Source organism: Thioalkalivibrio sp. HL-Eb18, assembly GCF_000364985.1.
Classification (GTDB): domain Bacteria; phylum Pseudomonadota; class Gammaproteobacteria; order Ectothiorhodospirales; family Ectothiorhodospiraceae; genus Thioalkalivibrio.
The window spans coordinates 33,631-54,318 of the sequence record NZ_KB822977.1 but is presented as its reverse complement, the minus strand read 5'-3'; the positions used below and the strand labels follow the sequence as shown (position 1 = coordinate 54,318).

Below are 20,688 nucleotides of genomic sequence, written 5' to 3'. Positions count from 1 at the left end.
TGGCCCTGTCGCCGCCGGCCGCCGCAGATGACATAAGTGAAGGCGCTCTCGCAAAAAGATCACACAAGTTGACGATTTGCGGGGGCGACTCCTAGACTCCATGAATTGCCAGCCGCGCGCCGTGTGCGGCCGCCTTCACCGAACCGGGGCCTGTCGCCATGTCGTCCGAGGATTCCAGCCACGATCCCGTCGAGCGCCTTGAAACCGCGATTACGCGGCTGCTCGATGAACATGCCGCCCTGCGCGAGGAAAACAATCTGCTGCATGAGCAGATTCGTCAGCTAAAGGGCGAGCGCGCGGCCTTCAAGGAACGCAACGAACAGGCCCGCCACCGGGTCGAGACGATGATCGCCCGCCTGCGGTCGATGGAGCACAGCGAATGAGTCAGTCCGAACCCGTACGCGTCTCGATCCTGGGCAAGGAATACCAGATCGCCTGCCCGCCCGAGGAACGCGCCGACCTGTTCGCCTCCGCCTCCCTGGTCGACGAACGCATGCGCGAGCTGCGCGACACCGGCCGAGTGGTCGGCGCCGAGCGCATTGCGGTGATGGTGGCGCTGAACCTCGCCCACGAGATGCTCGAATGCCAGGAGCAGCTCAAGCGCGCCGAGCAAACCGGCCCGGCCCGCATCACCGCCATCGCCGACCGCATCGAGCAGTCGCTGGGCACGCCCCGCTCCTGAATCCCCCGCGCCGCAGGCCGCAGGATGGGATGAGCCAGGCGAATCCCATCAAGGCTTCCCACGGCGCGGGGAATGGTGCGTTTCGCGATGCTCAACCGCACCCTACGTCAGGTAGCGTTAACGCCCCAGACGGAGGCACATCTCTACGGCCGATAGATATCCACCCCGGACGGCGGATCAAACGTAAACACGGACTCGTCGACCGGCGCATTGCGCTCGCTTCGCTCGAAGTGAATTTCGGTCTCCTGACCAAAGATGTCGCGAAAGGCCATGCGGGTCAGATCGCCATCCGGCGTCAGGTCCAGCTCGAGGTGGGTGAAGTCCGCCTGCTCGTTGCGCGGGATCAGCAGCAGGCGCAGCGCCGAGGCGTCCCGTACCGGCAGCACATCCATGCGGAAGTGCTCGTCCAGCCGCTCCGGCTGGGTGATCGCCGCGATCGGTGTCGCATCGAAGGCATCTCCCAGCGGGCGCACGGTCGCCTGCGCCAGGTCCGGGTCATAGGTCCACAGGTCCTCGCCATCGGAGACAATCGTCTGCGGGAAGGGCTCGGTCACCTCCCAGCGCAGACGGTTGGGCATGCCCAGCTGCATCGAACCATCCGACTCCTGCAGCACATAGCCCGTCTCGTCGCGCACCGTCTGCGTGAATTCGGCGGTAAAGGTCTCCAGTCCCTCGACAAAACGGTCCAGCGCCGCGCGCGCATCCGGTGCCGGGCCGCGCTCGGCCGCCAGCGGTCCGGCGAACAGGAACATCGTCGTCGCGGCCAGGGCGAGCAACAGACGGGGAACAAGTCGGACAGTCATGCGGGCTCCAGTTGCATGTTTACGATGATCCTGCGCCCGGTCGCTTAACCGGGCGTGAATGCCACAAGTGAAAGGGCGAGCAGGATCACAGGATCCGGTACATGGACCCGGCCAAGCGTTAGGGAAACACTGATTAATGTACACACTCGCGTTGGCACCCCAGGTTTTCCGAGACAAGGCGCGTCGCGCAGCGGGTAGTGGTTCTACCTGCAAGCGGCGCAACGCAGGATCGGGGAACCTGGGGTGCCAACCCCGAAGGGGCTCGGCCGCTTTTGCGCGCGCACGGCGTTGCGGCTCCCTTGTGCAGAATGACTGCACGGCAGTCACCGCGCCTTGTTCGCACGCAAAAGCGACTCGAGCGCGAGCGTGTACATTGATCAGTGTTTCCCTAGTCGTTCGGCCCCGGGACCAGGACCTCGCGGTTGCCATTGGACTGCACCGGACTGACCAGTCCGGCGGCCTCCATGTCCTCGACCATGCGCGCGGCACGGTTGTAGCCGATCTTCAACCGGCGCTGGATGAACGAAATCGAGGCCTTGCGGGTCTCGATCACGATCTGCACGGCCTGGTCGTAGAGCGGATCGGTCTCCGCCTCGCCTTCGCCCGGCGCTTCCAGCCCCGGGATGGCCGCCGCGCCCGCCTCCGGCTCGTCGAGGATGGCCTCGTTGTAGTCCGGCTCGCCAGTGGACTTCAGGTACTCGACCACCTGATGCACTTCGTTGTCGCCGACGAAGGCGCCGTGCACACGCTCCGGCATCGCCTTGCCCGGCGGCAGGTAGAGCATGTCGCCGTGGCCCAGCAGGTGTTCCGCGCCCATCTGGTCGAGGATGGTGCGCGAGTCCACCCGCGAGGAGACCTGGAACGCAATACGCGTAGGGATATTGGCCTTGATCAGGCCGGTAATCACATCCACCGACGGGCGCTGGGTGGCCAGAATCAGATGGATACCAGCGGCGCGGGCCTTCTGTGCCAGGCGCGCGATCAGCTCCTCCACCTTCTTGCCCACCACCATGATCATGTCGGCGAACTCGTCGACCACGATCACGATGAACGGCAACGGCTCCAGATCGGGCGCTTCGGTCTCGGTCAGTGCCTCCTCCGGCTTGAACAGCGGGTCCTTCAGCGGCTCGCCGGCGGCCTCGGCATCGCGCACCTTCTTGTTGAACCCGCCGATATTGCGCACGCCCATCGCCGACATCAGCTTGTAGCGCCGTTCCATCTCCGCCACCGCCCAGCGCAGGGCGTTGGAGGCATCCTTCATGTCGGTCACGACCTCGCACAGCAGGTGCGGGATGCCTTCGTAGACCGACAGCTCCAGCATCTTCGGGTCGATCAGGATCAGCCGGACCTCGTCCGGGGTCGCCTTGTACAGCAGCGACAGCAGCATGGCGTTCACGCCCACCGACTTGCCGGAACCGGTCGTTCCGGCCACCAGCAGGTGCGGCATCTTCGCCAGATCCGCCATCACCGGAGCGCCGCCGATATCCTTGCCGAGCGCCATGGTCAACGGCGACTTGTTCGCGTCGAACAGATCCGAGCGCAGGATCTCCGACAGGGCCACGATCTCGCGGTTTTCGTTGGGGATCTCCAGGCCCACCGTGGACTTGCCCGGGATCACCTCGACGATGCGCACGGCCATCACCGACAGCGAGCGCGCCAGGTCGGTGGACAGCCCGGAGATGCGCGAGGCCTTGACACCTGCGGCCGGCTGCAGCTCGAAGCGCGTAATCACCGGGCCGGGCTGCACGGCAACCACCTCGACCTCCACGCCGAAGTCCTTCAGCTTCAGTTCGACCAGTCGCGAGAGCGCCTGCAGCGACTCCTCGGAGAATCCGTCGGGCGGGGGCGGCGCCTCGTCCAGCAGGGACAGCGGCGGACGCGGATCGGCCCCGGACCCTTCGGTGAACAACGGGACCTGCTTTTCCTTCTGCACGCGCGGGCTGGGCGGTGGCGCCTCGATGCGCGGCTCCACCCGCGAGGGCGCGCGCTTCTCGGTGCGCTTGCGCTCCTTCTCCACCCGCGTCTCGCGTTCGGCGCGTTCGCGCGCGCCGATGCGGCGGTCCCGGGCCGAATCCAGCTGGGCGCGCAGGCGCTCGAAGCCCCGAATGGTCAGTTGCCCCAACCGGTCCATCAGCAGGAACCAGGACAGCCCGGTAAACAGCGTCACCCCGGCCAGGAACAGCGCCAGCAGCACCAGCGTCGCCCCGACCAGGCTCAACCCGGCCACCGCCCAGCCGGCGAACAGGTCCCCGAGGATGCCGCCCGCGTGCACCGGCATCCCGCCCGGGAGCAGGTGCAGCGCGGCCAGGGCCGCGCCCGAGATCAGCGCCACGATCAGCGCCACCCCGCGCACGGTCAGCTCCATCGGGCTGGCGATGCGCGCCTCGCGGCGATGCCGGAACAGCCACCAGCCGATGCCGCCGACCGCCAGCGGGATCAAGTAGGCCAGATAGCCCAGCAGGTGAAACGCGATGTCCGCAAACCAGGCGCCGGTGGTGCCGCCGAGGTTGCGCAGGCTCTCGCCGTCGCCGGTGGTGGACCAGGCCGCATCGCCCGGGTGGTAGGTGACCAGGGCGACCAGCAGATAAAGCGCCAGCATGCCGAAGATCAGCAGCGCGCCCTCGCGCAGCCCGCGCAGCAGCTGCCCGCTCAGGCTCGGTGCCGCGGCCGGCTCGGCCGTCTTCCTGCCCTTGCCCCCGGATTTGGCCTTGCTTGCGGCCATGCACTCCCCATCGTGTTCGGCCCGCGACGCGGGCATTGCGAATCATCGCGCAGTTTACCGGTTAAAACAGCGTTCGTGGTGCCAGGCCAACCAAGCCTGAGAACCGAGTCCCGTCCGGTTGCCTTTTTTCCCACACACAGTGAGCCCTGCCATCGTGGGAGCGGGCTGCCCGCGAAGGTCCCTCAGTCCCGTCGACAACCCCAGACCGCGAATACCGGATCGGCATGTTCCAACCGCCCGGCGTACGGGTCGTCCGGCGGGCGCGGCAGGCCACGCAGCGAGAGCGTGGAACGGTCGTCGAATCCTGCACGCAGAAACAAATCGAGTACCAACCCCATACGCTCGAAGTCGTACAACGGCTCCCAGACCGCGATCGTCTTGGTCGGAAAGCAGCGATCGGAGAAGGTCACCACGAAAACCCCACCCGGGCGCAGCAGCTCGCGCACCGAGGCGAATACCGCCTGTGGACGCGTCAGGTATTCCACCGAGGCGGTACACACCACTGCATCGAAGCTCGCGGGCGGCAGCGGAATCGCCGGCTGTCGGTTCAGGTCGTGCACCAGGGCCTGATCCAGGGCCTCGTTGGCGGCCAGTTCCTCGTGGTTCATGCCCAGCCCGACAACCGCCTCGGGTCCTCGCAGCTGATCGAGGTGCGATTCCCAGCTGCTCATCAGGTCCAGCACCCGTGCACCCGGCGGGGTCAGCGTGGCGTACAGCTCCGCGATCCGGGCACGGGCCTCGGCATCCAGGTGATGCACCAGTCGCGGACTGGCGTAGAAGTCGCGATCGGGCGCGGGATCCTCGCGCTCGCAGGCATCTGCGGACCAGAAGTCCGTCGGTCGCCCGCGCCAGCGGGCCTGCATCCCCGGGCCGCGCGCCGTCAGCAGCCGTGCCACGTCCACCATGCCATCGCCGTCGCGCCCGTCCTCATGGGTCGCAAGCACTCGGGCGCGCAATTGCAGGTCCGTGCCCGAGAGCGGGTGGTTCAGGTCCGCGACGAGCCGCGCATCCTGTCGCGCATCCTTCAGCGCGCCGATGCGAAACAGCTCGCGGTCGCCGGCCTCGATGCCGGCATGGCCGGCGATGAACGCACGCGGATAGAAACGCCCGGCACGGGGTTCCACCACCCGATGCCGGCGCAGGCAACGATTGAACGCATCCACCGGCAACTCCACCACGCTCGCCGGGTCCGACACCGGGACCTGTCCGGCGGCGGCGCTTTCGACCACCGTCCCGGCACCCTGCCCGGCCAGCTGCGACCCAACGGTATCTGGCCAGACATCCCGCGCAGGCATCAGCCACGGCAGAAACAGACAATCGCGATGCCGGGCCTCGGCACTGGCCCAATCCAGCGTAAAACCGACATCCAGCGCCTTGTGCGGCATGCTCAATGTCGGTGGCGTGCGGCCCGGGCGGGCAAAGGGGTCGTACATGGATCCGTGTTTCCCTTGCGGCATTCCGGGTATGGTACGGCGAACAAGGCTTCGTTTCGTCTGCAGCCGCTGCCAGATCGGCAGCATAGGTCTGGGCACCTGGCAGGTATTGCTGAGATACTCAACACAATCAAGCAAGTGAGCCAAACAACCAGGGGTCACCTAATGGCCGAAACATTTCTGGTAGCCATCATCGATCAGGATCGCGAAGACCTGGCCTTGGAGATCGCCGCCGAGGAAGGTGGCATGGACGGCACAGTGATGCACGGCTCGGGGCTCGGCTTCCCCGACCACATGACCTTTCTCGGGGTGACCTACCAGGGCAGGGAATCGATCTGCATCTGGGAGATGGACGAGCAACGCGCCGAGCGCATTGCCCGCCGCCTGAACCTGGAACTAGACCTCCTGCAGCCCTACAACGGTCTGGCCTTCACACTGGATGCCCAGGCCTTGGCGGGCATGCAGTTCGTCGGTGGCCCTGCCCAACCCTAATCTTCTGTGCGAGGAACGCCATGCAATTCGTACTGCTCGCCGCCGTGGTCCCGCGCAACCGGGCCGACCGCGCCATCGAGACCGTCCGCCGCGAGGGCGCGGCCGGCCTGACGCTGCTGGAGGGCCAGGGCATTGCCCAGCTGCGCCGCTCGCCGATCATGGACCTGAAGGACTCCGCGGCACGCAACGTACTGCTGATGGTCCTGGAAGCCAGCATTGCCCAACGGCTGCTGAAATGCCTGGACGAAGAGCTCGCGCTGAGCGAGGTGGGCAACGGCTTTGCGTTCACCCTGCCGATCAAGGACATTGCCGGCATCAAGCCGGAGCAGATCGAACACCTGCGCAAATCCCTGGAACAGGGATCTCCGTAGCACAGGGGCTAAGGAAACACTGATCAATGTACACACTCGCGTTGGCACCCCACAAACCATTGAACGCAGGGGCTCGGCCGCCCGTTGTTATCAAGAACGGGGCGCGCGCACGGCGTTGCGGCTCCCTTGTGCAGAGTGACTGCACGGCAGTCACCGCGCCTTGTTCGCACGCAAAAGCGACTCGAGCGCGAGTGCGTACATTAATCAGTGTTTCCCTAACGGTTCCGATCCCGGGCGCGCCGCCCGCGCAAGGCCCGCCACCAGCCATACCACGGCAACGTGAGCCCGTCGCCGCCGGCGCCGTGGCGCATGAAGGCCAGACCGGCTTGCGTCACCCGCCCGAGGTCGTCCACTTCGCGCACGATCAGGTCCGCCGCGCCAAAGCTCACCCGATCACCCACAATCGGATCTCCCGGCAGCTCCTGTTCCAGGTATGCACCGATGGTCAACTGCTGATCCACCGCGTCACAGGACACGCCGTATATCTCGCACAGTTCGGCCAGCCGCTTCTCCGGGTGCAGCGGCAGCTCGCCAAAGAATTCCGGATCCTCGTGGCCCGGTATGCGGGGGCTCGCAAACAACCGGTCCAGCAGCGGTACGTGCTCCGGTACCACAAAAATGTAGACATAGTCCCCCGGCGTCAGATGCCCGGCCTGCTGGTAGCGCACCGAGCGCCCCTCGCGCACCACCAGTGACGGGCGCGCCCAGCGTGGCAGGCGTGCCCCGCGCAGCACCGGGCTGTCCTCGATCACACGGTAGACGGCCAGCTCGTGCCGGGGACTGCCCGGCAGCTCCAGCTGCACCCGTTCCACCGGGCCGATTTCCGGGGGCACGACCAGCCCGAGCCGCTCGGCCACCGGACGAATGGTCCAGCCCTGCACCAGCAGCGAGACCAGCACCATCATGAACACGATGTTGAAGAAGAGCTCGCCGCCCTCGATCCCGGCCACCATCGGCAGGATCGCCAGCAGGATCGACACCGCCCCGCGCAGCCCGACCCAGGAGACAAACGCCGTGCTGCGCCAGTCCTGGCGAAACGGCAGCAGACACAGCCAGACCGCCAGCGGGCGCGCGACCAGAATCAGCACCAGCCCCAGCGCCAGCGCCGGCAACGCCAGCGACGGAAACTCCGAGGGGGTCGCCAGCAGGCCGAGGATCAGGAACATGCTGATCTGCGCCAGCCACGTCAGCCCCTGCTGCTGGCGGTGCAGCTTCGCCGCCCCACGCAGCTTGCGGTTACCGGCCACGATGCCGGCCACATAGGCCGCCAGGAACCCGCTCCCGCCCAGCCAGCCGGCCAGCGCGAACAGGGTGACGGCCCCGGCCATCACCGCGATGGGATAAAGCCCCTCTTCCAGCGGCAGGCGGTTGACCAGTTCCACCAGCAGATAGCCGCCCACCACGCCCAACAGCAGGCCCAGCCCCATCTGCCACAGGAACTCCGTGGCAAACAGCGTGGCCAGACCACCCACGGTGGTGCCGGACAGGATCCACTCGATAAAGACCACGGTGAGGAAGATCGCCATCGGGTCGTTGGACCCCGACTCCACCTCAAGGATGGAACGCACACGGCGGTTAATCTTCACCCCGCCCACACGCAGCAGAAAGAACACCGCCGCGGCATCCGTGGAGCTGATCAGCGCACCCAGCAGCAGGGCATAGGCCCAGGGCAGATCCAGCAACCAGTGGGCGGCCACCCCCAGCAGCAACGTGGTCAGCGCGACCCCGACCGTCGCCAGCACGATGGCCGGGCCGGCCGCCCGGCGCAGGGTGCGCAGCCGGGTGCCAAAGCCCGAGTCGAACAGGATCACGGCGAGCGCGAGGCTGCCGATCAGGAAGGCCGTATTGGGATCATCGAACTCGAGCCCGAGTCCGTCCTCGCCGGCGAGCAGGCCAATCCCCAGGAACACCAGCAGCAGCGGCGCACCCAGCCGGAACGACAGCACCGACGTCAACACCGAGACCACAATGAGCCCCGCACCGATGAAGATCAGCGGAAAAATCCAGTCCATCGAATCCCTCTATTTCCTTTGGCCTCGCGTGCGCGGCCATGATCGCATGATTGCCCGGAAAGCGACGCTCAAGGGAGACCCATCCCGGGTAACCGTCGGCCATTCTCGATACCACCGACAAGACCCCGACACTTGCCTCGGACCCTGTCACGGAATACTGTATTTATAACCAGTAATACCACGGAGCAGTCGTTGTGTCCCTGACCGCGCGCCAGCAGGCCATCCTCGACTACATCAGCGAGACCGTCGCCACCCAGGGCACGGCTCCGACACGCAGCGAGATCGCCCGCGCCTTTGGCTTTCGCTCGCCCTACGCGGCCGAATGCCACCTGAAAGCCCTGGAGAAAAAAGGCGCGATCGAACTGGTGGGCGGGGCCGCGCGCGGCATCCGCCTGGCCGGTGCACGGGCCGCGCGGCCCGCCGAGCTGCCCCTGGTCGGGCGCGTGGCGGCCGGCTCGCCGATCCTCGCCACCGAGCACATCGAACGCCACTACCGGATCGACGACGGCCTGTTCCGGGCCCGCCCGGACTACCTGCTGCGCGTGCATGGCGAGAGCATGCGCGACGCCGGCATCCTCGATGGCGACCTGCTGGCCGTGCGCCAGACCCCGGAGGCCCACCCCGGCCAGATCGTCGTGGCCCGCATCGAGGACGAGGTGACGGTCAAGCGCTACGAGCAGGACGGTGCCCGCGTGCGCCTGCTGCCGGAGAACCCCGACTTCGCCCCGATCGAGATCGACCTGGAGCGCCAGGCGCTGGCAATCGAGGGCATCGGGGTCGGCGTACTGCGCGATCTTGAATCCCGTGCCCGGCATTGATGCCCTGCTCGATCATCCGACGCTGTGGCGCGGGCGCAGCGCCGTCCCCGCCGCGGATGCCCCGGTCTGGCCCAGCGGCCACCCGGCGCTGGACCGGGCCCTGGGGGGCGGCTGGCCACGCGGCCAGTTGATCGAACTCCTGGGCGCCCCCTTCGGCTGTGGCGAGACCCGTCTGCTGGTCCCCCTGCTCGCGGCCTGCGGCCGTGAGGGTTACTGGGTTGCGCTGCTGGCGCCGCCCGCCACGCCCTGGCTGCCCGGCTGGCGGCCGCTTGGCATCCCGCCGGAACGGGTGCTGCTGATCCGCACCGAGCACGACCGCGACACCCTCTGGGCCGGCGAACAATGCCTGCGCGACCCGGCCTTCGGCGCCCTGCTGGCCTGGCTGGACGGCCCGGTGGAAACCGCGCTGCTGCGCCGGCTGCGTCTGGCCGCGGCCGAAAGCCAGGCCTGCGCCATCCTGTATCGCCCACCGCGCGCCGCGGACCAGCCTTCGCCGGCTCACCAGCGGCTGCGCTGGCAACCCGCCACCAATGGCCTGGAGCTGCATTGCCTGAAGGGCATCGGAGACTGGGCCCGCTCCGACCAGGCCCTGCACATCCCGGTGTCCTGAGATGGGCCACCCCGAGCAACCGCCAGCCGCCCCGCATCGGCGGAGGGCAACACGACCGAAAACAGGCCACCAACCAGGCCTGATCTCGCCTGTGAGCGCTCCCCCGACAGCCTCGGCGGAACCCGGCCCTGCTCCTCGCACCGCCCCACGGTCAGGACACGAGCAATGGATGGCGGTCGAGCTGCCGCATCTGGCGCTGGAGACCCTGGCACGCGCCGAGGGGGACAGCGCACGCCTGACCGAGCGCCCGTTACTGGTGATCGAAGACGGCACCGCGCCGTGCGTACATGCCGCCAATCGCGCCGCGCGACGTGCAGGGGCCCGGCCGGGCATGGCGCTGGCCGATGCCCTCGCCATCCTCGATACCCCGGAACTCGTCGAGCACGACCCGCAGGCCCAGACCGCGCAGATCGCCATGCTGGCCGGCGTGCTGCTGCAGTTTTCCGATCACGTGCACCCGGAACCGGACGCCCGGCGCATCCTGCTGGAAGTGGGTCGCAGCCGACGCCTGTTCGGCGGACTCGCGGTCCTGCGCGAGCAGGCGCGGGAGACCCTGGAGGGGCTGGGCTTCCACCCGCGCATCGGCGTGGCGCGCAGCCCGGCCGCCGCGCGCCTGCTGGCTACCCTGCGCAACCCCGCGATCCCCGAGGACGCCGAAGCCCTGCGCCGCACCCTGTCACCCGTCCCGCTGGAGGCCCTGCCCTTGCCGGCCGCGACCCGGGAGGGCCTGCGGGCCACCGGCCTGCGCCAGCTCGGCGACCTGCTGCGCCTGTCACGCCCGGAACTCGCGCGCCGCCACGGCCCGGAGTTGCTGGCTCTACTGGATCGGCTGCTGGGACGGCGCACGGAGACCCTGCCACGCTTCAACCCGCCTCCGGAGCTGGACCTGCCCCTGCGCCTGGAACACGAAATTCACACGACCGGGGCCCTGGCCTTCCCGCTCAAGCGCCTACTGCGCCAGGCCGAGGCCCAGCTGCGCGGTCTGAACCGCAGCCTGCAGGGCATGACGCTGGAGCTGAAACACCGCGAGGTACACACCCGCATCACGCTGGAGCGAGGTCACCCCGGCATCCATGCCGAGGACTGGCTGCCGCTGTGGCAGACCCGGCTGGAGCGCGAGGCCCTGCCCGCCCCCGTCATCGGCCTGCGCCTGCGGGCCACGCAGCTGCTCGACCCGCCCGCTGAAGGTGCCAGTCTGCTGGCCGAGGCCCCGGGCCACCCACCACCGGAATCGCAGTTGCCAGCCGTGCTGGCCCGCCTGAGCGCCCGCCTGGGCGAACAGGCAATCGTCCGGCTGACGACAAGCGGCATTCCGCGCCCGGAGGCCGCCCAGGGCGCCCGAAACGATCTGGAAACGTCCCCGCCCTCACCTGCGCCAACACCCGCTCAGGGGGTCTGCGGAACGGCGCTTTGGCTGCAGGAACCGGAGCCAGTCCCGCCACCGCTTCATCCACACGCACTGGGTCGGCTGGAAGACGGCTGGTGGGACCAGGGACGGGATGTACGACGCGATTACGCCACTGCGCGCGACCGGCAGGGTCGCGTACTGTGGCTGTACCGCTGCCTGCGCAGCGGCCGGTGGTTCCGGCAGGGCTACTGGGGGTAGCGTGGCGCAGTGGCACGGCGCGCCCACGCAGCACCCATCAGACGCGGTAGTACTCGCGATACCACTCGACGAAGCGGGCGATGCCGTCCTCCACCCGCGTGGCCGGGGCATAACCCACGTCCTGGCGCAGGGCCTCGACGTCGGCGTAGGTGTCCGGCACATCCCCCGGCTGCAGCGGCAGCAGGTTCTTCTCCGCCTTGCAGCCCAGGCAGTCTTCCAGCACCTCGATGTAGTGCATCAGCTCCACCGGGCGGTGCGCGCCGATGTTGTACAGCCGGTAGGGCGCTGCACTCGTCGCCGAATCGGGTTCGGCCCCGGTCCACGCCGGGTTGGACCGGGCCGGACGGTCCAGCGCGCGAATCACGCCCTCGACGATGTCGTCGATGTAGGTGAAGTCGCGGCGATGGTGGCCGTAGTTGAAGACGTCGATCGGCTCGCCCGCCAGGATCTTCTTCGTGAACAGGAACAGCGCCATGTCCGGGCGGCCCCAGGGGCCGTAGACGGTAAAGAAGCGCAGGCCCGTCACCGGGAGCTGGTACAGGTGCGCATAGGTATGCGCCATCAGCTCGTTGGCCTTCTTGCTCGCGGCGTAGAGGGAGAGCGGATGGTCGACGTTGTCGTGCACCGAGAACGGCATCGTGGTGTTGGCGCCGTAGACGGAGCTGGAGCTGGCGTAGACCAGGTGCTCCACACCAAAGTGCCGGCAGCCCTCCAGGATGTTGCCGAAACCGACCAGGTTGGTGTCGACATAGGCCGCCGGGTTCTCCAGGGAGTAGCGCACCCCGGCCTGGGCCGCCAGGTTCACCACCCGCTCCGGGCGATGCTCGCGAAACACCCGCTCCATCGCGGCGCGGTCGGCGATGTCTTCGCGGACCTCGGTATAGCCCGGGTGGTCCTGGGTGCGCGCCAGGCGCGCCTCTTTCAGCGAGACATCGTAGTAGTCGTTGAGGTTGTCAACGCCAATGACCTCGTCGCCCCGCTCCAGCAGGCGCAGGGCGAGGGCACTGCCAATAAATCCGGCGCTGCCGGTCACCAGGATTCTCATGGACGGATCATGTGCCTTATGCCGATGTTAAGCCGATGGGGGCCGGGCCTGGCTCCCCATCGCTCAGGGGACTGAGCTCCTGCCGAGAGAGACGGGCTGAACATATGCTAGCCCCGATCGTCGGGCAGGGTGATGTTCAGCTCCAGGACCTCGCAGTCGCCCTCGCGGTCGACGTTCATCTGCACCGCGTCGTCGTTGACCTTCACGTATTTGCGGATGACCTGCAGCAGTTCCTGCTGCATCGCGGGCAGATAATCCGGCCCGCCCCGGGCCGCACGTTCGCGCGCCACGATGATCTGCAGGCGTTCCTTGGCAACACTGGCGCTTCTCTGCCGCGGCTGGCGGAAGTAATCAAAAATACCCATGATCAGCTCCCGAACAGACGTCCGAAGAAGCCCTTCTTCGGTACATCGACAAAGCGAAGCGGGCGCTCCTCGCCCAGGAAGCGATCCACTGCATCCTGATAGGCCTGTCCGGCATCGGATTCCTCGTCCAGCACCACCGGCAGACCGGCGTTCGAGGCGTTCAGCACGGCCTGCGACTCGGGGATCACGCCCAGCAGGTCGATCGCCAGGATCTCGCCCACGTCCTCGATGCTGAGCATCTCGCCGCGCGCGGCGCGCTCCGCGGCATAGCGGGTCAGCAGCAGACGCCCCTGGATCGGCTCGCCGCCCTGTTCCACCTGCCGGGTCTTGCTGGCGAGGATGCCGAGGATGCGATCGGAGTCGCGCACCGAGGAGACCTCGGGGTTGGTGACCACAATGGCCTCGTCGGCGAAATAGGCCGCCATCAGCGCGCCCCGCTCGATCCCTGCCGGACTGTCGCAGATGATGTACTCGAAGTCCTCGGACAGTTCGTTCAGCACACGCTCCACACCGTCCTGGGTCAGGGCGTCCTTGTCGCGGGTCTGCGAGGCCGGGAGGATGTACAGGTTGTCCGCGCGCTTGTCGCGGATCAGCGCCTGTTTCAGGTTGGCGTCGCCATTGATCACGTTGACGAAGTCGTACACCACACGGCGCTCACAGCCCATGATGAGGTCCAGGTTGCGCAGACCGACGTCGAAATCGATCACGGCCGTCTTGTGGCCGCGCAGGGCCAGACCGGTGGCGATCGCGGCAGAGGTGGTGGTCTTGCCGACCCCGCCCTTGCCCGAGGTAATCACTACGATGCGTGCCATGGTGGCTGCTTCTCCTTAGGGAAACGCTGATGAATGTACGCACTCGCGCTCGAGTCGCTTTTGCGTGCGAACAAGGCGCGGTGAGCGCAGTGTAGCCGAGCTACATGAGCGAACCGCAACGCCGTGCCCACGCAAAAGCGGCCGAGCCCCGGCATTGAATGGCTTGTGGGGTTGGTACCCCAGGTTCCCCGATCCTGTGTTGCGCCGCTTGCGGGTAGAACCACTACCCGCTGCACGACGCGCCTTGTCTCGGAAAACCTGGGGTACCAACGCGAGTGTGTACATTCATCAGCGTTTCCCTTAGTCGTCGTGCGAGGGCGTGTGCAGGACCGAGCGGCCCTCTACGCCGCTCGCTCAGATTTCCGCGATCTTGAGGCTTTCGCCCGCGAGTGTCACCAGCCGGTTCTCGCCGCGCTCGGACTCGGCGATATCCTCGGCTACCCGGTAATGCCCGGCGATGGACAACAGCTCCGCATCCAGTCGCCGGCAGAAGATCCGTGCCGTCTCCAGGCCCCGCACGCCGGCGAGTGCCCGCCCGCGCAGCGGACCCAGCACATGGATGTGCCCATCCGCCAGCAGCTCGGCCCCGGCGGACACCGCCCCGGTCACCAGCAGGTCGCCCCCTCGGGCATAGATCTGCTGCCCGGAGCGCACCGGCCGATCCACGACGCGGGTCGCGCTGTGCACGGCCGGGGTCGCCTCGGGCGGGTTGTCCGCGGATTTCTTGCCCTTCTTGCTCGGCGGCGGCTCCGGGGCCTCGTCCTCTTCCAGGGACACCTCGCCACTCGACGCGCCGCCACGCCCGCCCAGTTGCAGCACGGGCAGCACGTCGAACAACTCGGAATAGCTCTGCAGGCGCTCGGCGACCTCGCCCGCCTGCAGGCCGATCAGCTTGAAGCCCTCGGCGCGCACCTGTTCGATGGTTGCCTGAAGGTCCGTCTCGGGGGACTCGGCCACCGGCTCGAGATCCAGCACGATCGGCATGTCGCGCATCAGGTCCGGGGCCTGTTCGCGGTGCGCGGCGAGTTGTTCGCCCAGCATCCGGGGATCGGTCTGAAACACGCGCAGTACCGACACCAGCATCATGCGCCCTTTCAGTTCAATGGTCTGGACGGGACTCGGCGTGGCGCTCATGCGTGCATTGGGCCCTGCTGTGGGATCGGCATTCGGGAAACACGGTTTCCGGTCCGGCGCGTGTCGGAAGACCGGAAAGATGCGCGCTTTATAGCGCGGACGGGGAAAGCACAGCAAGGGAGTGCCACCGAAATCGGCGGTGGATCGGTGTTTCCTTAAGCTCGCGGCGGACCCGGGATCAGCGTATTGGTGCGCCGCGCGTACTCCGCATAGCCCGGCCGCGAGGCATGCAGACGTTTTTCCAGTAACGTGACGCCCGACACACGCAGGATCAGCACGATCATCAGGATCGCAGAGGGTACCGCCCACCAGCCCCCGGCGGCCAGGGCGAGCAAGCCGTAGCCCACCCAGACGACGATCTCGCCGAAGTAGTTCGGGTGGCGGCTGTAGCGCCACAAGCCCTGGTCCATGACCTTGCCCCGCCTTGCAGGGTCGGCCCGGAAGCGCGCCATCTGTGCGTCCGCGACCGTTTCATACAGCGTGCCCAGCGCCCAGACCACCGCGCCCAGCGCCGCCAGCGGCCACCCGATGCTCGCGGCATTCGTGACCGCCAGCATCGGCAGGCCGATCACGGCGACCAGCGCGCCCTGCAGCCAGAAGATGGTGACCAGGCTGCGCGCGGCGAAGGCCCGGTCCGACAGCCCCTCGCGCATGTCGGTATAGCGCCCGTCCTCGCCGTGACCCCAGTTGCGCCAGGTGATGAACAGCGACAGCCGCAAGCCCCATACCAGCACCGGGACCACGATCCAGAGGCCCTGTAACGGCCAGCCCGCCAGCCCCCACCAGACCAGTGTCACGACCACGAAGCCCAGGCCCCAGAAGCGATCGACCAGGCTGGCATCGTGGCGCCATACGCTGCCGGCCCAGACCAGGGTCATCAGAACCAGACTGGCCAGAAGCCCCCAGAGAAACGCCATCAGTGCCTCCATCGCGATCAGTCTCCCGGCCGCTCGAACAGCACATGGGAGACAAACCACTCGTCCCCGCCGCTGTAGTCGAACAGCTCCGCGCAGGCCATGTAGAAGATCCGCCAGCGCTGGAACCAGAGTGCCGCCTGCTGTGCACCATAGGCCGTCTCGAACAGGGGCATCAGCGTGTCGCGGGCGCGATCCTGGCGGGCCAGCCAGGCGTTGATCGTGCGGGCGTAGTGCTGCCCACCGACGCGCCACTGGCGGATCACCCGCAGGTCCTCCTGGAAGTGCCGCGCGAGGTCGTCCGACGGCATCAGGCCGTCGCGGAAGAAGTACCGCCCCATCCAGTCATGCTCGCCCTCGGACTCGAACACATAGGCATGTTCGCGATGGGCGAACACATGCATGAAGAAGCGCCCGCCGGGATTGAGCCACCCGGCAATGCGCCGCAGCAGTTCCGGCCAGTTGCGCATGTGCTCGAACATCTCGATCGAGACCGCCCGGTCAAAGCCCGGCTCCGGCGGGGCGAACGTGTTCATGTCCGCGGTCAGGACCTCGAGATTCGCGAGCCCCAGGGCATCGCGCCGGGCCTCGATGAAGGCCCGCTGGGTACTGGAATTGGAGACGGCGGTGATCCGTGCGCCGGGGTACTGCTCGGCCATCCACAGCGACAGCGATCCCCAGCCACAGCCCAGTTCCAGCACCCGCTGGCCATCGGCAATCCCCGCACGCTCGCAGGTCAGGCGCAGCATCGCGACCTCGGCCGCCTCGAGGGTGTCGACGCCCTCCGGCCACCAGGCACTGGAGTACTTGAGCCGCGGACCCAGGCACTGCTCGAAATAAGCGGTGGGGATCTCGTAGTGCTGCTCGTTGGCGATGTCGGTGGACAGGGCGACCGGGGCCGCGCGCATGGACTCGATCAGGGCGTAGCGCCGCTCCATGGTCGCCTCGGCCGTGCCGGAGACCTCTGCCAGGCGCTCCGCCAGCAGCCGGCGGATCCCCGCGCGGACCAGCAAGTCCGGCACGCGTCCCTGCTCCGCCCACTCCATCATCCGCTGCATGCCACATCTCCCCTTGAGTGCAACATGGACCCCGGGAAATGTGACCGGTTCCCGCGATTCAGCCCCTACGGATCGCTGCGACGATCCCCGTACCCACCGCCACCGGGTGTGCGTATCTCGATCGCATCGCCTGGCTCTATCTGGCGGCGATCGCAGGCGGACATCGGTTCGCGCGTGCCGTCGGCGCGCAGGATCACGTCCTCCCCCGGCGCGCCCGCCCCGCCCCCGGCGATCCCGACCGGCGGCACCCGGCGACGGTTGGCCAGCAGCACGACCTCCATCGCCTGGTCGAAACCAAGCCGACGGATCACCCCGTCGCCGCCCGCATAACGCCCCTGCCCGCCAGAACCGCGGCGGTAGGCGAAGCGTTCCACCCGCACCGGAAAGCGGCTCTCCAGCACCTCGGGATCGGTCAGCCGCGAGTTGGTCATGTGCGTCTGCACCGCACTGGCCCCGGCGTAACCCGGTCCCGCGCCGGCCCCGCCGGCGATCGTCTCGTAGTACTGGTAGTCGGCATTGCCGAAGGTCAGGTTGTTCATCGTGCCCTGGGCCGCCGCCTGCACGCCCAGCGCCCCGAACAGGGCATCGGTGACTACCTGCGAGGTCTCGACATTGCCGGCCACCACCGCGGCGGGCGGTGCCGGGTTCAGCAGACTGTCTTCCGGGATGACCAGATCCACCGGGGCGAGGCAGCCGTCATTCAGCGGGATCGCATCCTCCAGCAGGGTGCGCAGTACATACAGCACCGCCGCGCGCACGATGGAGCTCGGCGCGTTGAAGTTGTCCTCGCGTACGGCGCTGGTGCCGGTGAAGTCGATACGCAGGCGCCGGGCCGCGGGATCGGGCACCACACGCACCTGCACCTCGGCGCCGTTGTCCATCGCGTATGCGAACCGGCCGTCCTCGAGCGTCGGGATCAGCCGTCCCACGGCCTCGGCCGCGTTGTCCAGCACATGGCCCATGTAGGCCGTCACCGTGGCCGCGCCGTATTCATCCAGCAGCCGGCCCAACTCCTCCAGCCCCTTGCGGTTGGCCGCAACCTGCGCCTCGAGATCGGCGAGGTTCTGATCGGGGTTGCGCGCCGGCCACCGACCCTCGCCGAGCCGGGCGCGCAGGCGGTCGCTGTCGAACACCCCGTCGCGCACGAGCCGGGTGGGCGGGATCAGCACACCCTCCTCCTCCAGGCAGGTGGAGAACGCGGGCATGGAGCCCGGGGTCACGCCGCCGACATCCGCGTGATGCCCGCGCGAGGCGACGAAGAACGCGGGGGGGCCGGCCGCTGCAGACGTATCCTCGGTTACCTGTTCGTCGCCATCCAGGAACACCGGCGTCACCACGGTGATGTCCGGCAGGTGGGTGCCGCCGTTGTAGGGGTCGTTCAGCACGAAGGCATCGCCCGGGCGCAGGTCGCCCGCGAACGCCTCCACCACCGCGCGCACACTGGCCCCCATGGAGCCGAGATGGACGGGCATGTGCGGGGCATTGGCAACCAGGCGGCCCTCGGCGTCGAACAGTGCACAGGAGAAGTCCAGGCGCTCCTTGATGTTCACCGAGTGCGCGGTGTTGCGCAGAGTGAAGCCCATCTGGTCGGCGATCGCCATGAAGCGGTTGTTGAACACCTCCAGCAGGATCGGATCACGCGGGACGGCCTCGGGGTTCGTTGCGGCCGCGCCCGCACGCCGCGCGCTGCCCCGCTCGCGATCCAGCCGCAGGGTCCCGTCCGCCTCGATGCACCCGGCCCAGCCAGGTTCCAGCACCAGCGTCGCGGTCGGCTCGATCACGATGGCCGGGCCGGCCAGGGTCATGCCCGGTTGCAGCGATTCCCGTCGGTACAGCGGCACATGGCGCTGTTCGCCGTCGATGACCATCGCGACCGCATCCGCCTCCGGCGCGGCCCCCCGGGACGCCGCAGGCGCCACGTGTTCCGATGCGGTCTCCCTCGGCGCGGCGATCGCCTCGGCGGTCGCGATCGCCACCACCAGCTCGCGATCCGGCGGGGCAAAGCCATAGCGCGCGCGGTAGGCCTCGGCAAAGGCGGCCATCAACGCCGCGGGCTCGCCCGCCGGCACCTCCAGCGCGGTGTCCGATCCGGCCAGGCGCAGGTGCAGCCGCCGTTCGATCCGCATGTCCGTTGCCGCCACACCCTGCTCCGCCAGCGCGGCGCGAGCGGCCTCGGCCTGTTCCGCCAGGGCGGACTCGATCGCCCCGGCGTGCTGATCGTCCAGCGGCCACTCCAGGCTGCGTTCGCGCAGGGCGCGCAACTCGCCCAGCCCCATCCCGTAGGCAGACAGCACGCCACCGAGCGGATGGAACAGGATATGCCGCATGCCCAGCTGTTCCGCCACGCGGCAGGCGTGCTGGCCACCAGCGCCACCGAAACACACCAGCGCATAACGCGAGACATCATGCCCGCGCTGCACCGAGATGGTCTTGATCGCCTGGGCCATATGCTCCACCGCGATCTGCAGCGCCCCCTCGGCCAGGCCCTCCGGGGTGGCGGGTTCTCCGGTCGCGGCCGCCACCTCGGCGGCCAGCTCCGCGAACTGTCGGCGCACCGGTTCCGGATCCAGCGGCCGGTCGCGATCCGGCCCGAACACCGCCGGGAAGTACTCCGGGCGCAGGCGCCCCAGCAGCAAGTTGCAGTCGGTGACGGTCAGCGGCCCGCCCTGGCCGTAGCAGGCGGGTCCGGGCTGGGCGCCGGCGGATTCCGGGCCCACCCGCAGACGGATGCCATCGAAGCGGCAGATCGACCCGCCCCCGGCCGCCACCGTATGGATATCGAGCATGGGCACACGCAGCCGCGCACCCGCCACCTCGCTCTCCTGGCGGCGTTCCAGCGCCCCCGCCAGATGCGCGACGTCGGTGGAGGTGCCACCCATGTCGAAGGTAATCAGGCGTTGGAAACCGAGCGGGCGAGCCGTCTTGAGTGCGCCAACGATCCCGCCGGCCGGCCCCGACAGGATCGCGTCACGCCCGCGAAACCGCGCCGCGTCCACCAGTCCGCCGTGCGACTGCATGAAGCGCAGAGGTACGCGGCCCAGCTCGCCCGCGACCTGCTCGACATAGCGGCGCAGCACCGGCGAGAGGTAGGCATCGACCACCGTGGTCTCGCCACGCGGGACGAGCTTGATCAGCGGGCTGGTCTGGTGGCTGGTCGCGACCTCGGCAAAGCCCAGTTCGCGCGCCAGCGAGGCGATCGCCTGCTCGTGCGCCGGGTAGCGATAGCCGTGCAGGCAGACAATCGCCACGCAGTGGATACCATCTGCCAGCGCCGCCTGCAGCCGCGGCCGCAGCGCGTCCAGATCGACCGGCTGCAGGACCTCGCCCGCCGCATTCACCCGCTCGCGCACCGGCTCCACACGCGTATAGACCGGTGTCGGCAGCCGGATCTCGCGGGCGAACAGATCGGGGCGCGCCTGATGACCGATCGCCAGTGCGTCCTCCAGCCCATCGGTGATCACCAGGAGCGTGGGCTCCCCCTTGCGCTCGAGCAGGGCGTTGGTGGCCACGGTCGTGCCCATGCGCACCTCGTGCACCACGCCGTCCGGAATGGGTGCAGCGGCCGGGAGCTCCAGCAGATCGCGAATACCCTGCACGGCCGCGTCACGGTAGGCCTCCGGGTTTTCCGAAAGCAGTTTGCGGGTGTGCAGGCGCCCGTCCGGATCACGCGCGACCAGATCGGTGAACGTCCCGCCCCGGTCCACCCAGAAATGCCAGTCTTTCGCCGCTGTGGCTTGAGTCATGTCCACCGCTCTGGTTTGATCGCCCGAACTCGCGACCCGTGACCCGGTCGCAGGCTCGTAATTCACGG

18 protein-coding genes are annotated in these 20,688 nt (G+C 68.2%); 7 read left to right on the top strand and 11 right to left on the bottom strand.

Annotated elements, in window-relative coordinates; translation table 11 throughout:
- The first annotated feature begins 158 nt into the window (after positions 1 to 158).
- Together zapB and F813_RS0112270 are read left to right on the top strand one after the other, a co-directional pair.
- A complete protein-coding gene (gene zapB, locus F813_RS0112275; protein ID WP_012983190.1) occupies positions 159 to 383 on the top strand; it encodes a cell division protein ZapB in 225 nt (74 codons plus the stop codon).
- On the top strand, positions 380 to 682 hold the full coding sequence (locus F813_RS0112270; RefSeq protein WP_012983191.1) for a cell division protein ZapA: 303 nt from the start codon (positions 380 to 382) through the stop codon (positions 680 to 682). The genes zapB and F813_RS0112270 overlap by 4 nt, the downstream gene beginning before the upstream one ends.
- Positions 683 to 825: 143 nt before the next feature.
- Here F813_RS0112270 and lolA read toward each other — a convergent pair whose 3' ends face one another.
- The 3 genes from lolA to F813_RS0112255 form a co-directional block, all read right to left on the bottom strand.
- Complete coding sequence (gene lolA, locus F813_RS0112265; protein ID WP_012983192.1) at positions 826 to 1,485, bottom strand: outer membrane lipoprotein chaperone LolA; 660 nt, start codon at positions 1,483 to 1,485, stop codon at positions 826 to 828.
- 388 nt (positions 1,486 to 1,873) lie between these two features.
- On the bottom strand, positions 1,874 to 4,243 hold the full coding sequence (locus F813_RS0112260) for a DNA translocase FtsK (protein WP_026148282.1): 2,370 nt from the start codon (positions 4,241 to 4,243) through the stop codon (positions 1,874 to 1,876).
- 146 nt (positions 4,244 to 4,389) lie between these two features.
- Positions 4,390 to 5,640, bottom strand: coding sequence for a bifunctional 2-polyprenyl-6-hydroxyphenol methylase/3-demethylubiquinol 3-O-methyltransferase UbiG (locus F813_RS0112255; RefSeq protein WP_026148281.1), 1,251 nt, complete (start codon positions 5,638 to 5,640; stop codon positions 4,390 to 4,392).
- A gap of 165 nt (positions 5,641 to 5,805) precedes the next feature.
- On the opposite strand from F813_RS0112255, the gene F813_RS0112250 reads away from it, so the two are divergent.
- Together F813_RS0112250 and F813_RS0112245 are read left to right on the top strand one after the other, a co-directional pair.
- Positions 5,806 to 6,132 carry a hypothetical protein gene (locus tag F813_RS0112250; RefSeq protein ID WP_012983195.1) on the top strand — a complete coding sequence of 109 codons (327 nt, stop codon included), beginning with the start codon at positions 5,806 to 5,808 and terminating at the stop codon, positions 6,130 to 6,132.
- A gap of 20 nt (positions 6,133 to 6,152) precedes the next feature.
- Positions 6,153 to 6,503: a hypothetical protein gene (locus F813_RS0112245; RefSeq protein ID WP_017926791.1), complete on the top strand. Its 351-nt coding sequence runs from the start codon at positions 6,153 to 6,155 to the stop codon at positions 6,501 to 6,503.
- Between the two features lie 215 nt (positions 6,504 to 6,718).
- Here the strand turns inward: F813_RS0112245 and F813_RS0112240 are convergent, their stop codons facing one another.
- Positions 6,719 to 8,515, bottom strand: coding sequence for a potassium/proton antiporter (locus tag F813_RS0112240; RefSeq protein WP_017926790.1), 1,797 nt, complete (start codon positions 8,513 to 8,515; stop codon positions 6,719 to 6,721).
- A 194-nt stretch (positions 8,516 to 8,709) separates the two neighbouring features.
- On the opposite strand from F813_RS0112240, the gene lexA reads away from it, so the two are divergent.
- The 3 genes from lexA to F813_RS0112225 all read left to right on the top strand — a co-directional run bounded on the left by lexA (position 8,710) and on the right by F813_RS0112225 (position 11,549).
- Positions 8,710 to 9,333, top strand: coding sequence for a transcriptional repressor LexA (gene lexA / locus F813_RS0112235; protein ID WP_012983198.1), 624 nt, complete (start codon positions 8,710 to 8,712; stop codon positions 9,331 to 9,333).
- Positions 9,320 to 9,943: a translesion DNA synthesis-associated protein ImuA gene (gene imuA / locus F813_RS0112230; RefSeq protein ID WP_017926789.1), complete on the top strand. Its 624-nt coding sequence runs from the start codon at positions 9,320 to 9,322 to the stop codon at positions 9,941 to 9,943. Before lexA ends, imuA begins: the two co-directional genes overlap by 14 nt.
- A 169-nt stretch (positions 9,944 to 10,112) precedes the next feature.
- Positions 10,113 to 11,549: a DNA polymerase Y family protein gene (locus F813_RS0112225; protein WP_017926788.1), complete on the top strand. Its 1,437-nt coding sequence runs from the start codon at positions 10,113 to 10,115 to the stop codon at positions 11,547 to 11,549.
- Positions 11,550 to 11,586: 37 nt separating this feature from the next.
- Here the strand turns inward: F813_RS0112225 and F813_RS0112220 are convergent, their stop codons facing one another.
- From F813_RS0112220 to F813_RS0112190, 7 genes are all read right to left on the bottom strand, one after another.
- Entirely contained in the window at positions 11,587 to 12,594 is a 1,008-nt protein-coding gene (locus tag F813_RS0112220; RefSeq protein ID WP_017926787.1) for an NAD-dependent epimerase, read from the bottom strand.
- A 107-nt stretch (positions 12,595 to 12,701) separates the two neighbouring features.
- Entirely contained in the window at positions 12,702 to 12,959 is a 258-nt protein-coding gene (minE, locus tag F813_RS0112215; protein WP_012983202.1) for a cell division topological specificity factor MinE, read from the bottom strand.
- Positions 12,960 to 12,961: 2 nt separating this feature from the next.
- Entirely contained in the window at positions 12,962 to 13,771 is an 810-nt protein-coding gene (gene minD / locus F813_RS0112210; RefSeq protein WP_012983203.1) for a septum site-determining protein MinD, read from the bottom strand.
- A gap of 354 nt (positions 13,772 to 14,125) precedes the next feature.
- Entirely contained in the window at positions 14,126 to 14,857 is a 732-nt protein-coding gene (minC, locus tag F813_RS0112205) for a septum site-determining protein MinC (protein ID WP_017926786.1), read from the bottom strand.
- Between the two features lie 203 nt (positions 14,858 to 15,060).
- Positions 15,061 to 15,834, bottom strand: coding sequence for a DUF1295 domain-containing protein (locus tag F813_RS0112200; RefSeq protein ID WP_017926785.1), 774 nt, complete (start codon positions 15,832 to 15,834; stop codon positions 15,061 to 15,063).
- Positions 15,835 to 15,839: 5 nt separating this feature from the next.
- Positions 15,840 to 16,877, bottom strand: coding sequence for a cyclopropane-fatty-acyl-phospholipid synthase family protein (locus F813_RS0112195; RefSeq protein ID WP_017926784.1), 1,038 nt, complete (start codon positions 16,875 to 16,877; stop codon positions 15,840 to 15,842).
- Positions 16,878 to 16,942: 65 nt separating this feature from the next.
- Positions 16,943 to 20,620, bottom strand: a complete 3,678-nt coding sequence (locus F813_RS0112190) for a hydantoinase B/oxoprolinase family protein (protein WP_017926783.1) — start codon at positions 20,618 to 20,620, stop codon at positions 16,943 to 16,945.
- Positions 20,621 to 20,688: the final 68 nt, after the last annotated feature.